Annotated in this window: 14 protein-coding genes and 1 pseudogene; 11 read left to right on the top strand and 4 right to left on the bottom strand. The window is 71.4% G+C overall.

The window, feature by feature from the left end; translation table 11 throughout:
* Window positions 1–73 precede the first annotated feature (73 nt).
* Window positions 74–349 (top strand): annotated as a pseudogene (fusA, locus tag AC3WXD_RS21570) (elongation factor G); the annotation flags it as partial.
* Between the two features lie 115 nt (window positions 350–464).
* Here the strand turns inward: fusA and AC3WXD_RS21565 are convergent.
* From AC3WXD_RS21565 to AC3WXD_RS21555, 3 genes are all read right to left on the bottom strand, one after another.
* Window positions 465–1,217, bottom strand: a complete 753-nt coding sequence (locus AC3WXD_RS21565; protein ID WP_492324666.1) for a glutathione S-transferase C-terminal domain-containing protein — start codon at window positions 1,215–1,217, stop codon at window positions 465–467.
* A 107-nt stretch (window positions 1,218–1,324) separates the two neighbouring features.
* Window positions 1,325–1,594, bottom strand: a complete 270-nt coding sequence (locus AC3WXD_RS21560; RefSeq protein WP_020204790.1) for a type II toxin-antitoxin system HicA family toxin — start codon at window positions 1,592–1,594, stop codon at window positions 1,325–1,327.
* A gap of 369 nt (window positions 1,595–1,963) precedes the next feature.
* Window positions 1,964–2,755: a crotonase/enoyl-CoA hydratase family protein gene (locus AC3WXD_RS21555; protein WP_492324665.1), complete on the bottom strand. Its 792-nt coding sequence runs from the start codon at window positions 2,753–2,755 to the stop codon at window positions 1,964–1,966.
* Window positions 2,756–2,944: 189 nt separating this feature from the next.
* On the opposite strand from AC3WXD_RS21555, the gene AC3WXD_RS21550 reads away from it, so the two are divergent.
* The 6 genes from AC3WXD_RS21550 (at window position 2,945) to AC3WXD_RS21525 (ending at window position 9,151) form a co-directional block, all read left to right on the top strand.
* A complete protein-coding gene (locus AC3WXD_RS21550; protein WP_492324664.1) occupies window positions 2,945–3,742 on the top strand; it encodes a PaaX family transcriptional regulator in 798 nt (265 codons plus the stop codon).
* 107 nt (window positions 3,743–3,849) lie between these two features.
* Entirely contained in the window at window positions 3,850–5,298 is a 1,449-nt protein-coding gene (gene zwf, locus AC3WXD_RS21545; protein WP_020204793.1) for a glucose-6-phosphate dehydrogenase, read from the top strand.
* 107 nt (window positions 5,299–5,405) lie between these two features.
* Window positions 5,406–6,086 carry a 6-phosphogluconolactonase gene (pgl, locus tag AC3WXD_RS21540; protein ID WP_454733969.1) on the top strand — a complete coding sequence of 227 codons (681 nt, stop codon included), beginning with the start codon at window positions 5,406–5,408 and terminating at the stop codon, window positions 6,084–6,086.
* Window positions 6,087–6,100: 14 nt separating this feature from the next.
* A complete protein-coding gene (gene glk, locus AC3WXD_RS21535) occupies window positions 6,101–7,096 on the top strand; it encodes a glucokinase (RefSeq protein ID WP_492324663.1) in 996 nt (331 codons plus the stop codon).
* 19 nt (window positions 7,097–7,115) lie between these two features.
* Window positions 7,116–7,823 (top strand): response regulator, encoded by a 708-nt coding sequence (locus tag AC3WXD_RS21530; protein ID WP_492324662.1) that lies wholly within the window; start codon window positions 7,116–7,118, stop codon window positions 7,821–7,823.
* Window positions 7,823–9,151 carry a sensor histidine kinase gene (locus tag AC3WXD_RS21525; protein ID WP_492324661.1) on the top strand — a complete coding sequence of 443 codons (1,329 nt, stop codon included), beginning with the start codon at window positions 7,823–7,825 and terminating at the stop codon, window positions 9,149–9,151. The genes AC3WXD_RS21530 and AC3WXD_RS21525 overlap by 1 nt, the downstream gene beginning before the upstream one ends.
* Before the next feature lie 12 nt (window positions 9,152–9,163).
* Here the strand turns inward: AC3WXD_RS21525 and AC3WXD_RS21520 are convergent, their stop codons facing one another.
* Complete coding sequence (locus tag AC3WXD_RS21520) at window positions 9,164–10,099, bottom strand: 2-hydroxyacid dehydrogenase (protein WP_492324660.1); 936 nt, start codon at window positions 10,097–10,099, stop codon at window positions 9,164–9,166.
* 172 nt (window positions 10,100–10,271) lie between these two features.
* Here AC3WXD_RS21520 and AC3WXD_RS21515 point away from each other — a divergent pair, with 172 nt between their 5' ends.
* The 4 genes from AC3WXD_RS21515 (at window position 10,272) to bcsD (ending at window position 14,358) form a co-directional block, all read left to right on the top strand.
* Window positions 10,272–10,460 carry a hypothetical protein gene (locus AC3WXD_RS21515; protein ID WP_492324659.1) on the top strand — a complete coding sequence of 63 codons (189 nt, stop codon included), beginning with the start codon at window positions 10,272–10,274 and terminating at the stop codon, window positions 10,458–10,460.
* 547 nt (window positions 10,461–11,007) lie between these two features.
* A complete protein-coding gene (gene hppD / locus AC3WXD_RS21510) occupies window positions 11,008–12,081 on the top strand; it encodes a 4-hydroxyphenylpyruvate dioxygenase (protein WP_029043984.1) in 1,074 nt (357 codons plus the stop codon).
* 90 nt (window positions 12,082–12,171) lie between these two features.
* Window positions 12,172–13,371: an amino acid aminotransferase gene (locus AC3WXD_RS21505; protein ID WP_059411981.1), complete on the top strand. Its 1,200-nt coding sequence runs from the start codon at window positions 12,172–12,174 to the stop codon at window positions 13,369–13,371.
* 531 nt (window positions 13,372–13,902) lie between these two features.
* Window positions 13,903–14,358: a cellulose biosynthesis protein BcsD gene (gene bcsD / locus AC3WXD_RS21500; protein ID WP_029043985.1), complete on the top strand. Its 456-nt coding sequence runs from the start codon at window positions 13,903–13,905 to the stop codon at window positions 14,356–14,358.
* Window positions 14,359–14,376 lie beyond the last annotated feature (18 nt).

The raw sequence follows: 14,376 nt of genomic DNA, 5'->3' as shown, positions 1-14,376 counted from the left end.
CCCCCCCCCCCCCCCCCCCCCCCCCCCCCCCCCCCCCCCCCCCCCCCCCCCCCCCCCCCCCCCCCCCCCCGCGCCCGTGGTGCTGGAGCCGGTCATGGCGGTGGAAGCGAGCGCGCCCGCCGACCACGTCGGCGACGTGATCGGCGACCTGCACCGCCGCCGCGGCGTGGTGCGCGCTCAGTCGCAGCAGGGCGGCGGCGGCGCCGTGATCGAGGCGCACGTGCCGCTGGCCGGCATGTTCGGCTACATCGGCAGCCTGCGCGCGCTGACCTCGGGACGCGGCAGCTTCGGCATGCAGTTCGACCACTACGCGCCGGTGCCGGTCAAGATGGCGCAAGCGGTCGCATAGCGGCCAACGCGAGGTGAACGAAAAGCCCGCCCGGCATGACGCCGGCGCGGGCTTTTTCTTGGGGCGATGCCGGGGTCCGGCGGGTCAGTCTTCCTGCGGCATGCCGAGCGCCTGCCTAATCCCGCTTCGGAATATTCAGCCCCCGCGCCACCGCCGGCCGTGCCACGAACGCTTCCAGCACGCGCGTGACATTCGGGAAGTCCTGGATGCCCACCAGATCGCCCGCCTCGTAGAAGCCGATCAGGTTGCGCACCCACGGAAACGTGGCGACGTCGGCGATGGTGTACTGGTCGCCCATGATCCACGCGCGGCCCGCGAGGCGGGTTTCGAGCACGCCCAGCAGGCGCCGGGCCTCGGCCACGTAGCGGTCGCGCGGGCGCTTGTCCTCGTAGTCCTTGCCGGCGAACTTGTTGAAGAAACCGAGCTGCCCGAACATCGGGCCGATGCCGCCCATCTGGAACATCAGCCACTGGATGGTCTCGTAGCGGCCCGCCGCGTCCTGCGGGATCAGCTTGCCGCTCTTGTCGGCGAGGTAGAGCAGGATCGCGCCGGACTCGAACAGCGCCAGCGGCTTGCCGTCCGGGCCATCGGGGTCGAGGATCGCGGGGATCTTGTTGTTGGGATTGAGCGAGCGGAATTCCGGCGACATCTGGTCGTTGGCGTCGAAGCGCACGAGGTGCGGTTCATACGGCAGGCCGGTTTCCTCCAGCATGATGGACACCTTCACGCCGTTGGGCGTCGGCAGCGAGTAGAGCTGGATGCGCCCGGGATGCTGCGCGGGCCATTTGCGGGTGATCGGGAAATCGGACAGGGTGGCGGGCAAGGTAGCGGGCAAGGCGGCGGACGAGGAAGCGGAATGCTCGGTCATGAAGGGGGAAGATCCGGTTGGCTGAAATGGTGAGATGGTGAAATGCGATGCGCGGCGCGGGGAGGGCCTGCGGTGGTCCCATCCCGCGCTTGTTGTTTTTCCCGATGCTATTTGTCGTCGCCGGGCGGGCTCACGCCCGCGGCCGTGAGGCAATCGCGCAGGTGCTTGATTTCCTGCTTGGCGCAGACGTTGCCGTGGTGCGGATGATGCAGGTAGAACTCATGCTCGTTGAGGACCACCCGGAAGCGCGCGCCCTGGATGGGCTCGACCGTCGCGCCAAGCTGCTGCAGCAGGGTCTCCACTTCGCGCCAGTGGATGTTGTTGCTGAGCGGGTGGCTGAAGATCGACTGCAGCAGGGTCCGGGATTTGTGGCTCATGAGAGGCTCGATCGGCGTCGGCGGCAATAGCCGTAGCATACAAGAGCGGGTCGGTCAGCGCTTGGCGTCACATGACGGCGGGCGTGCCGCGGTTCACCGCCGGCATGACGCGATGTCGGCATGTGCCCGGCGCGCCGGCGCACGATGCCGCCACCTCGCGCCGAGGGCGCTTACTTGCGGTTTACCTGCGTATACCCAGCGTATACGTCATGCGGCGTTCACCGGGCACAGCGGCCGTGCGCGGGCCGCGCCGCGCAGACAGGTCCAGGCGTGGCGGCCGTCACGGGCTGGTTTCTTCGCCGTTGTTTTCATGGATCTTTTTGCGCAGAAACGGGTACGCCCGGGTTTGCGCGCGGGCGCCGCGCGCGCTCAGTCCGCGAACTTGCCGTGCCGCCCGGCGCCGCCGGCGAAGCGCGCCGCGCCGGGTATACCTTCCGCGAACACGACCGGCACGCCGCCCGCGCCTTCGGCGCGCAGCGCGTCGGCCAGCGGCAGGTCCCACTGCGCGTGGGCGGAGGCGCGGTCGGCCAGCATGCAGCGCTGCGGGAACGCGGCCAGCTCGCGCGCCAGTGCCTCGGCCGCCGCGCGCGCCTGGCCGTTTTCCACCACACGGTTGGCCAGGCCCATCGCCAGCGCTTCGCCGGCCGGCACCGCGCGCCCGGTCAGGATCATGTCGAGCGCCCGGCCCATGCCGACGATGCGCGGCAGCCGCACCGTGCCGCCGTCGATCAGCGGCATGCCCCAGCGCCGGCAGAACACGCCGAACACGGCATCGCGCTCGGCCACGCGCAGGTCCGCCAGCAGCGCCAGCTCCAGGCCGCCGGCCACCGCGTAGCCGCTCACCGCGGCGATCAGCGGCTTGGACAAGGCCATCCGGCTCGGCCCCATCGGCCCCGCGCCGCCGCCGCGCGGGTCCAGCTCGTGGCGGCGCGCGGGGTCGCCCACCGCGCCCAGGTCGGCGCCGGCGCAGAAGTGGCCGCCCGCGCCCCACAGCACCGCCACGCGCAGCGCCGGGTCGGCCTCGAAATGCGCGAAGGCCGCGCGCAGCGCCAGCGCCATCGGGCCGTCCACGGCGTTGCGCTTGTCGGCGCGGTCCAGGATGACGGTGAAGACCGGGCCGTCGGTCTCGGTCCTGACATGGGGGCTGGCGGTGCTGTCCATGCGCGCATCCTCGATGGGTGAAGTTAGCAAAGTTGTGCCAAAGTGGCGGTTTCCGTGTTTTGTCGAGCAAACCAGATATTTCGTTGAATCATATTTGTATGTCAGGCGAAGAAATATTTCTCGTATACCCCACGGCCCCACGACCCCGAGCGACCGCCAATGCCCGCTCCATCGCCGCCTTTTCCGTCCATGCATGAGATAGAGATCCGCGAGCCCTCGGCCACCGACCTGGTGATCGACCTGCTGTTCGGCCATCCGGAGCGCACGCTGCCGGTCCAGGCGCTGGCGCGCGGCGCCGAGGTCATGGGCATCGGCACGCCCAGCGTGCGGGTGGCGCTGACGCGCCTGCAGCGCCAGGGCCGCATCGTCAAGACCGAACGCGGCTGCTACGCCGCGGTGCCGGAAGGCAACCCGGTCTACAACGAGGTGGAGCACTGGTTCGAGAAGGAAAGCCGGCTGGAGCAGTGGAACGGCGGCTGGCTGGTGGTGCAGGACGCGGCCGTGGCGCGCGCCGAGAAGACCGCCTGGCGCCACCATGCGCGCGCGCTGGCGCTGTGCGGCTTCCGGCCCCTGGCGGCGGCCATCAACGTGCGGCCCGACAATCTCGCCGGCGGCGCCACCGCGATGCGCGCCAAGCTGGCGCGGCTCGGCATGGCCGGCGCCAGCCTGCTGTTCGTGGGCCGCGAGTTCGACGTGGACGCCGCCACGCGCATGGTGCAGTTGTGGGACGTGCCGGCGCTGCAGTCGGCCTACCGCCGCGCGCTCGCGCAGCTCGACCGCAGCCGCGCCAAGCTCGCGCGCATGGCGCCCGACGCCGGCGCGCGCGAGAGCATGCTGGTGGGCCGCGCCATCATCCGCGCCATCGTGCGCGACCCGCTGCTGCCCGAGGCCATCATGGATCCGGCGCCGCGCCGCGCGCTGATCGAGGCCACCCGCAGCTACCAGCTGCACGCGCGCACGCTGTGGGTGGACCTGCTGGGCACCTAGCCCCGGCCAGCCTCGCCAAGCGGCGGCGACTCACGTAAACTTGCCGGAACTCACGCGGTGCCGCGCGCCGCCATCACGCTGGTCACGACAAGGAGCTCAGGGTGAGCATGCCCGATTTCGACATGGTGCTGTTCGGCGGCACCGGGGACCTGGCGCGGCGCAAGCTGCTGCCGGCGCTGTTCGACGCGCATTGCGCCGGACTGCTGCACCCCAATGCCCGCATCCTCGCCACCGGCAGCCATCCGCTGAGCACCGCGGACTACGCCGGCTCGCTGGAGCAGAGCGTGCGCCCGGGCCTGGAGCACGCGCCGCCCGAGGCCTGGGCCGCCTTCCTCGCGCGCATCGCCTACGTGCAGGTCGACGCGCGCGAGCCCGGCCACTTCGACACGCTGGCGCGCACGGTCCTGCAGCGCGCGCCCGAGGTGGTGGTCTGCTATCTCGCCACCGGCCCGCACATCTTCGTGCCCATCTGCGAGCAACTGGCGCGAACCGGGCTCAACCAGCGCAATGTGCGCATCGTGCTGGAAAAGCCGCTGGGGCACGACCTGCAATCCTCCGACGCCATCAACTCGGCGGTGGCGCAGTTCTTCGCCGAGGACCAGATCTACCGGATCGACCACTACCTGGGCAAGGAGTCGGTGCAGAACCTGATGGCGATCCGCTTCGGCAATGCGCTGTTCGAGCCGCTGTGGCGCCGCGAGTGGGTGCAGGACGTGCAGATCACCATCGCCGAGGAGCTCGGCGTGGAGACGCGCGGCGACTTCTACGACGGCACCGGCGCGCTGCGCGACATGGTGCAGAACCACCTGCTGCAACTGCTGTGCATGGTGGCGATGGAGCCGCCCACCAGCCTGTCCGAGGACAGCATCCGCGACGAGAAGATCAAGATCCTCAAGGCGCTCAAGCCCATCCTGCCGCAGGACGTGGCCGAGAAGACCGTGCGCGGCCAGTACCGCGCGGGCGCCGCCGGCGGCAAGCCGGTGCCGGGCTACCTCGAGGAAAAGGGCATCGCCGCCGACAGCCGCACCGAGACCTTCGTCGCCATCAAGGCCGAGATCGCCAACTGGCGCTGGGCCGGCGTGCCGTTCTACCTGCGCACCGGCAAGCGCATGCAGTCGCGCGTGGCGGAGATCGTGATCCACTTCCGCGACGTGCCGCACGCGATCTTCCCGCGCCCGCTCACGCTCTCGCCGCAGAACCGGCTGGTGATCCGGCTGCAGCCCGAGGAGAGCATCCGCCTGTACTTCCTGGTCAAGCAGCCCGGCGACACGGTGGCGCTCACGCCGACCTCGCTCGACCTGGACTTCGCCAACTCGTTCAAGGTGCGCCGCGCGGGCGCCTACGAGCGCCTGCTGCTCGACGTCATCCGCGGCCGGCTGGGCCTGTTCGTGCGCCGCGACGAGCAGGCGCAGGCGTGGCGCTGGGTCGAGCCGATCCTCGACACCTGGGAGGAAAGCACGGTGCCGCCCAAGCCCTACACCGCCGGCACCTGGGGCCCGGCCGCGTCGTCCGCGCTGATGTCGCGCGACGGCGCGCTGTGGCACGAGGAGGTGTGAGCACCGCGCAGGACGGCGGCAGGAGACAGGCAGCCGACGACAGGCAGGCGCGGCCGCGCGGCAACCCGCCGCCGCGCCGCAGGCAGACCAACCCACGGGAGACCCGCATGCGACGCTTCGAACATACCTCCGAGATGGACCTGGCCGAAGCGCTGGCGATCTCGGTCGGCCATGCGCTGGAACTGGCCATCGGCGTCAACGGCTGGGCGGTGCTGGCGGTGTCGGGCGGGCGCTCGCCGGTGGCCTTCTTCGAGCGGCTGCGCTACCGCACCATCCGCTGGGAGGCGGTCACCGTCACGCTGGTCGACGAGCGCGCGGTGCCGCCGGACCATGAGGACAGCAACGGCGCGCTGGTGCGCCGCCACCTGCTGCGCGAGGCCGCCGCCAGCGCCGCCTTCGTGCCGCTGGTAAACAGCGAGGCCGAGGCGGCCGATCCCGCCAGCGCCGTGGCGCGCCTCGACGCGGCCTGGCGCCAGCCCGACGTGGTGGTGCTGGGCATGGGCGAGGACGGCCACACCGCTTCGCTGTTCCCGGAGGCGCCGGAACTGGAGCACGCGCTGTCCGAGCCGCGCCCGGGCTATCTCGTCACCCATCCGCGCGCGGCGCCGCACGCGCGCATCACGCTCAACCTCGCGGCGCTGCTGGCGGCCGAGCGCGTGTTCCTGTCGTTCGCCGGCGCGGCCAAGGCCGCCGTGTTCGCGCGCGCCTGCCAGGGGCCGACCCCGGCGTTGCCGGTCAGCCTGGTGATGAGCCGGCACCGCCACGGCACCGATGTCTTTTCCGCCTGATGCCGCCCGATACCATGCCCAGCTTCCCACGCCTGCTCGGCGACGTCGGCGGCACCAACGTGCGCTTCGCGCTGGAAACCGCGCCGCAGCGCATCGGCCCCGTGACCGCGCTCAAGGTGGCCGACTTCGCCTCGCTCGAAGCCGCCATGCGCCACTACCTCGACCGCGTGCCGCCCGGCACCGCGCGCCCGCGCCATGCCGCGGTCGGCCTCGCCAACCCGGTGACGGGCGACCGCGTCAAGCTGACCAACCACGCCTGGGCGTTCTCGATCTCGGAGATGCAGCGCGCGCTCGGGCTGGACCTGCTGGTGGCCCTCAACGACTTCACCGCGCTCGCGCTCGGCCTGCCGCACCTCGGCCCGCAGGACGTGGCGCCGCTGCGCGCCGGCACGCCGGTGCCGCACGCGCCGCTGGCGCTGGTCGGGCCCGGCACCGGGCTGGGCGTGTCCGGCCTGGTGCCGGCGCGCGCCGGCCCGGCCGTGGCGCTGGCCGGGGAGGGCGGCCACATCGAGCTGATGCCCGACACCGACGACGAATGGATCGCCTGGCGCGCCGCGCATCAGGCCTTCGGCCGCGTGTCGGCGGAGCGCCTGCTGTCGGGCATGGGGCTGTCGCTCACGCATGCCGCGCTGCACGCAGAAACGGGTACGCCCCCGGCGCGCCGGCTCGATCCGGCCGAGGTCACGGACGGCGCGCTGGTGCGCGGCGATCCGCTGTGCCGGCGCGCGCTGGCGGTGTTCTGCGGGCTGCTCGGCTCGGTGGCGGCCGACGTCGCGCTGGTGCTCGGCGCGCGCGGCGGCGTCTACCTCGGCGGCGGCATCGTGCCGCGCTTCGTGCCGGCGCTGCGCGCGTCGGCCTTCAACGCGCGCTTCGTCGCCAAGGGCCGCATGGGCGCCTACCTCGAGAGCGTGCCCGTCTACGTGATTACCGCCGGCTTCCCCGCGCTGCCGGGCCTGGCGCAGGCGCTGGCCGACGCGCTGGCGCACGGCGCGCGCGCCGACCCGGCCTGATGCTGATGCGGACCTGAACATGCGTGTATTGCTGGTGGAAGACGACGCCATGATCGGCGACAGCGTGAAAGTGGCGCTGCGCCAGGAAGGCTTTGCGGTGGACTGGGTGCAGGACGGCGAGGCGGGCCTGGCCGCGGCGACCCAGCAAGGCGGGCCGGACGGCGAGGACTGCTACGCGCTGATCCTGCTCGACCTGGGCCTGCCGCGCCGCTCCGGGCTGGAGGTGCTGGCCGCGCTGCGCGCGCGCGGCGTGGCCACGCCGGTGCTGATCCTGACCGCGCGCGACGCTGTGGCCGACCGCGTGGCGGGCCTCAACGCCGGCGCCGACGACTACCTCGTCAAGCCGTTCGACCTGCAGGAACTGGCCGCGCGCATGCACGCGCTGGTGCGCCGCGCGCAGGGCCGCGCCGAGCCGCTGCTGCGCTACGGCGAGATCGTGCTCAATCCGGTCACGCGCGAGGTCACGCTCGCCGGCGAGCCGGTCAGGCTGTCCGCGCGCGAGTTCGGCCTGCTGTCCGCGCTGCTGGCACGCCCCGGCAAGGTGTGGTCGGTGACGCAGCTCGAGGAGCGCCTGTACGGCTGGGGCGACGAGGTCGGCAGCAACACCGTGGAGGTCTACATCCACGCGCTGCGCAAGAAGTTCGGCGCGGCGCTGATCCGCAACATCCGCGGCGTGGGCTACGTGGTGCCCAGGCCGGAGGCCGCCGCGCCCGGAGACCCGGCCTGATGCGCTCCATCCAGAAGACCCTGCTGTGGTGGCTGGCGCTCGGCCTGCTGGCGGGCATCCTGATGGCCACCGCGCTGATCTACGGCCAGGCGCGCCAGGAGGCCAACGCGCTGTTCGACTACCAGATGAAGCAGGTGGCGGCGGCGCTGCCCAGCCAGTTCGCCGATCCGGTGATGCCCTCGTTCGCGCAGCCCGAGCCGGGTGCGAGCCTGTTCCACGCCGACGAGGACGTGGTGATCCACATCTGGGACGGCTCGGGCCGCAGCCTGTACCTGTCGCAGGCGCATCCGCGCCTGCCGCAGCGCGCCGAGCTCGGTTTTTCCAACGTGCGCACCGACGAGGGCGAATGGCGCATCTACAGCGTGCAGCTCGGGCCGGCCGTGGTGCAGATCGCCCAGCCCATGTCGGCGCGCAGCGAGGTGGCCGCGCGCATGGCGCTGCGCACCGTGACGCCGCTGCTGTTGCTGCTGCCGCTGCTGGGCTGGCTGGTGTGGGTGGCGGTGGGGCGCGGCCTGCGGCCGCTGCGCGAGATCGCCGCCGGGGTGCGCCAGCGCGACGCCAACGCGCTCTCGCCGCTGGCCGTGACCAGCATGCCCGACGAGATCGCGCCGCTGACCGAGGCGCTCAACCAGTTGCTGGCGCGCCTGTCGCACGCCATCGACACCCAGCGCGCCTTCGTCGCCGACGCCGCGCACGCGCTGCGCACGCCGCTGGCCGCGCTGCAACTGCAGGCGCAACTGGTGGAGCGCGCCGATTCCGCCGAGGCGCGCCGCGAAGCCGTGGGCAAGCTGCGCCAGGGCCTGGAGCGGCTCACGCACCTGGTGGCGCAGCTGCTCACGCTGGCCCGGCAGGAGCCGGGCGCGGCAGCGCCGGCGCACGAGCCGGTGGACCTGCGCGCGCTGGCCGGCGGCGTGGTGGCCGAGATGACCCAGGCCGCGCTCGACCGCGGGATCGACCTCGGCGTGGATGCCGACGGCGCGGCCGGCCCGGCGCTGGTGCGCGGCGACGCGGACGCGCTGCGCATCCTGCTGACCAACCTGGTGGACAACGCGCTGCGCTACGTGCCGCCCGGCGGCAAGGTCGACGTGGCCGCTACCGGCGGCGCCGGCTTGGTCGAGCTGGTGGTGCGCGACGACGGCCCCGGCATCCCGGCCGCCGAGCGCGAGCGCGTGTTCGACCGCTTCTACCGCGTGCCCGAGGCGCCCACCGGCGGCAGCGGGCTGGGCCTGGCCATCGTCGCCGAGATCGCGCAGTCGCACGGCGCGCGCGTCTTGCTGGAAGACGCGGCGCCGGGCCTGCGCGTGCGCGTGGTGTTTCCCGCGGCCTGAGCGGGGCCGGCTTCAGCCGACCGGCGTGAGCACCGGCTCGCCGGCGAAATGGCGGCGGCTGTTCTCGACGAACTGCCGCACCGACGCATCGATGGCCTCCGGCGACCAGCCGGCCACGTGCGGGGTCAGGACCACGTTGGGGCAGTCGAACAGCGCCACCGGCGGTTCCGGCTCGGTCTCGTAGACGTCGAGGCCGGCGCCGCCCAGCTGGCCCGCGCGCAGCGCCGCCGCCAGCGCGGCGGTATCGAGCACGCTGCCGCGCGCGATGTTGACCACGAAGCCGTGCGGCCCGAGCCGCGCCAGCACCTCGGCGCCCACCAGGTGGCGCGTGCCGGCGCCGCCGGGCGTGGCGATCACCAGGTAGTCGGCCCACTCGGCCAGCGCGCCCACGTCGCCGAAATAGCGGTAAGGCACGTCCTCGCGCGGCGAGCGGTTGTGATAGCCCACCTCCAGGTCGAAGCCCAGGCCGCGCTGCGCGATGCGCCGGCCGATGGTGCCCAGGCCCACGATGCCCAGGCGCTTGCCCGACACGTTGGGCCGCAGCGGCAGCTCGGTGCGCCACTGGCCGGCGCGCGTGGCGCGGTCCAGCGCGGGCAGCGCGCGCACCGTGGCCAGCAGCAGCGCCACGGCATGGTCCGCCACGCAGCTGTCGTTGGTGCCGGCGCCGTTGGCGACCACGATGCCGCGCGCGCGGGCATGCGCCACGGCGATGTTCTCGTAGCCCGCGCCCAGCGCGCAGACCAGCTCCAGCGCCGGCATCGCGTCGATCTCGGCGGCGCTCAGGCCGACCGAGCCGATGGTCAGCACGGCGCGGATGCGCGCGCCGTCCGCGCGGATGCGCGCGGCGCGGGCCGCGTCGTCGGGTGCGTACAGCACATCGTATTGCTCGGCGATCCAGCCGAGGTGTTCGTCTTGGACGTGGTTGAGGACCAGCAGGAGGGGCTTCATGGCGGAAGGGAGTCTTGGAGCGGTCGAGGCGATGCGCCAGCGGCCCCGGACGGGACCAAGCTGCACCGCAGCATTGTAGCGGCGGCGCGGCGTGCGTGCTGGCGCGGGCCGTGCCTGGACGCGCCGCGCCGGCCCATTATCAAATCCCTGCCAACAGTGCTTCCAATCCGGCATGGATGATCGGCCGCCGCGCAATGGCCATAATCGACGGCATGCGATTGCGATTGCGATGCGCCACGCCGCGCATCGGCGCGCTTTTTCCTCGTCTTGCTTTCGTCTTGCTTTCTCAAGGAGCCATGCCATGTTTCCCGATTTCAAGAACGCCAGGGTGCTGGTGGTCGGCGGCGGCGCGATCGGCTGAGCACGCACCGACCGCACGCAGAAACGGGTACGCTTTGCCGCCGGCGCGGGCGCGGCGCGGTCCGTTTCGGCCCCCGGCGCGCAATGCGCCACCCGCGCAGGTGGCCATGCGGGCGGTCTGGCGCCGCGCGTTCGCGCGATCCGGCGCCGCGCGCGGCGGCGCAAGACCAGCACGCAGAAACGGGTACGCTTCGAGGTTTCCGGAGCGGGCGCGGAGGGCTGCCCGGCGTTCGTCCGGCGCGGGCCATGCGCGCAGGCGCGGACCGCGGGCCGGGACAGGACGCGCATTTCCATGCTCAAATCGAAAATATCGGCGCTATTTCATGGCGGACAATAGGGTTATCCCTTCCCGATTTCGCTATTACATTCCCCGGGCTAGCCAATAAACTCTCTGCAACCTATGGTCCTGTTGACGGCGTTGCAGTCTCCGGCGCACCGGCAGGAACATGGACCAAGACAGAGACGTCCCGCGGGCCCGCGCGGCAGCCACGCCGCCTTCGCCGCTTGCCGGACGCCGCCCCCTTCCCCCGTTCATCTGGCCCCCGATCATGGCAGACCTCTTTGAAAACCCGATGCAGTTGATGGGCTTCGAATTCGTGGAATTCGCCTCGCCCACGCCCAACCTCCTGGAACCGCTGTTCGAGCAGATGGGTTTCAGCCTGGTGGCGCGCCACCGCTCCAAGGACGTGCTGCTGTACCGCCAGAACGAGATCAACTTCATCGTCAACCGCGAGCCGCACAGCCCGGCGGCGTACTTCGCGGCCGAGCACGGCCCGAGCGCGTGCGGCATGGCCTTCCGCGTGAAGGACTCGCACAAGGCCTACAAGCGCGCGCTGGAGCTGGGCGCGCAGCCGGTGGAAATCGCCACCGGCCCGATGGAGCTGCGCCTGCCCGCGATCAAGGGCATCGGCGGCGCGCCGCTGTACCTGATCGACCGCTTCGAGGACGGCAAGTCCATCTACGACATCGACTTCGAATTCGTCGAAGGCGCGGAGCGCCGCCCGCCGGGCCACGGCCTGCGCCTGATCGACCACCTGACGCACAACGTCTACCGCGGCCGCATGGCCTACTGGGCCCATTTCTACGAGAAGCTGTTCAACTTCCGCGAGATCCGCTACTTCGACATCCAGGGCGAATACACCGGCCTGACCTCCAAGGCGATGACGGCGCCGGACGGCAAGATCCGCATCCCGCTCAACGAGGAATCGTCCAAGGGCAGCGGCCAGATCGAGGAATTCCTGATGGCCTTCAACGGCGAGGGCATCCAGCACATCGCCTTCCTGACCGACAACCTGATCGAAGTCATCGACAACCTGCAGATGGCCGGCGTGCCGCTGATGACGGCGCCCAACGACTACTACTACGAAGCGCTCGACAAGCGCCTGCCGGGCCACGGCCAGCCGGTCGAGCAGCTCAAGGCGCGCGGCATCCTGCTCGACGGCACCACCGAAGGCGGCAAGCCGCGCCTGCTGCTGCAGATCTTCTCGAAGACCGCGCTCGGCCCGGTGTTCTTCGAGTTCATCGAGCGCAAGGGCGACGAAGGTTTCGGCGAAGGCAATTTCAAGGCGCTGTTCGAGTCGCTGGAGCGCGACCAGATCGAGCGCGGCACGCTGAAGGTCTGAGCGCGAGCGCCGGGGCGCCCCGCCCCGGCTGCCCGGCGCCTGTCCTACAATGCCGGCTGCATCTTCGTCGCACCACCCACTGAGCGCACCATGTTCGAACACATCGAGGCCTTCCCAGGCGATCCCATCCTCTCGCTGAACGAGAGCTTCCAGTCCGACCCCCGCACCGACAAGGTCAACCTGAGCATCGGCATCTATTTCGACGATGCGGGCCGGCTGCCGGTCATGAAGGCCGTGGCGCAGGCCGAGGCCGAACTGCTGGCCGACCTCGGCCCGCGCCCCTACCTGCCGATGGCGGGCAACGCCGCCTACCGCGACGCGGTCCAGGCGCTGGTGTTCGGCGAGCAGTGCGAGGCGCGCAAGGCCGGGCGCATCGCCACGCTGCAGACGCTCGGCGGCTCGGGCGCGCTGCGCGTCGGTGCCGATTTCCTCCGCCGCGCGTTCCCGCAGGCGCAGGTCTGGGTCAGCGACCCGAGCTGGGAAAACCACCGCGTGATCTTCGAGCGCGCCGGTTTCACCGTCAACACCTATCCCTACTACGACGACGCCACCGGCGGGCTGCGCTTCGACGCGATGATGGCGGCGCTGCGCGAGCTGCCGCGCCGCAGCATCGTGCTGCTGCACGCGTGCTGCCACAACCCCACCGGCGTGGACCTGGACCAGGATCAGTGGCGCAAGGTGATCGCGCTGCTCAAGGCCAACGACCTGCTGCCGTTCGTCGACATGGCCTACCAGGGCTTCGGCGCCGGCCTCGACGAGGACGCGTTCGCCGTGCGCGAACTGGCCGCGCAGGAAGTGCCGTGCCTGGTGGCGAATTCGTTCTCCAAGAACTTCTCGCTGTACGGCGAGCGCTGCGGTGGCCTGAGCGTGGTCTGCCGCGACGCCGACGAGGCCGGCCGCGTGCTGGGCCAGCTCACCGGCACCGTGCGCGCCAACTACAGCAACCCGCCCACCCACGGCGCCCGCGTGGTGGCCCGGGTGCTGGGCTCCCCCGCGCTGCGCGCGCAGTGGGAGGAAGAACTCAAGGCCATGTGCGGCCGCATCGCCGCCATGCGCGGGCTGATCCACGACAACCTGCGCCCGCACGTCGGCGGCGAGGCGCTGTCGCGCTACCTGACCCAGCGCGGCATGTTCACCTACACCGGCCTGACCGCGGAGCAGGTCGACGTGCTGCGCGACAAGCACGGCGTCTACCTGCTGCGCTCGGGCCGCATGTGCGTGGCGGGGCTGAACCAGGGCAACGTCGCGGCGGTGGCGCAGGCCATCGCCAGCGTGCTGGCGACCGCCTGATTCCGCCGCGGGAGGGCCGGCCTTTCCTGCCTTCCACGCCGCGCCTTCCACGCCGCGCCGCCCGCGCGCGGCTCCCCGGGGCCAGTCCGCGCGACTGGCCTCGTCGTTTCCGCCGCGCGCGGGTCTTCCCGCCGGCGGTGGCTCCGGCGGCGCAGGGTCCCGCCCGGCGTCCTTCCCGCCGCGATCCCGCTGCAATCCCGCTCCCCACCCCAAAAACACCGCCGGCCGGTGCCTTCCAGATCACCGGCGAGGCTTTCCCCGCTTCGGCGGGGGGAGACTTCCCGGGGCGTTCGTAAGCTGTCAGTCTGCTAAGACTGTTCCGATGTGGCGGGCGCCCGGGCCGTCCGGCCCGGCCCGTGACCGGGATGGCATGGACCCTAAGGGGCGGTTCGTTTGTTGTAGAGATGAAACATGGTTCGCTCCAGGGAGGCCGTTGCGCGCGCAGCATTTGCCGCCGGACATGCCTTGGACTGAAAATGGGCTTCACAATACAAAAAACGATAATTGGGAATCTGAACGGGGTTTTTGGGTGTGAATCAGGCAATTCTGCAGTATCTGAGCGAGCGGCATTGCTCCTCGCAATGGCGTGACGTTTTGTCCGCACTCGCCGAAGAACTGGCCGAGGTGACGGATCCTGCCACCCTGCGCGCGATGATGCGGCGCGTCGGTGTGCGTTTCGCGCAACGTTTCGACCCGGGGGCCTGCGCCACGCTGGCCGAATTCGAGCGGGCGATCGCCCAGATCTGGCTGGACGTGGACTGGGGCTGGGCCAGCATCGAGGACGCCGGCGGCGCGCTGGTGATCCGGCATTACTGCGCGCCGCTCAGAGTAGCGCTGGGCGAGTCAGCCGATGGCTGGTCTGCCGCGTTCCTGGAAGGGGCGTACCAGCAGTGGTTCCGCATGCTGGGCTCATCCGAATCCCTGAAAGTCAGCCAAAGCACGCCGATGGACGCGACCGGAAGCGTGGAATTCCGCTTCGGCCGCTGACGCGCGCCCGGGCCCGGA

The sequence above is a fragment of the Cupriavidus sp. FW216-B1 genome (assembly GCF_058789195.1).
Note: the sequence above shows the minus strand (reverse complement) of the source record. Positions and strands in the feature narration are given on the sequence as shown.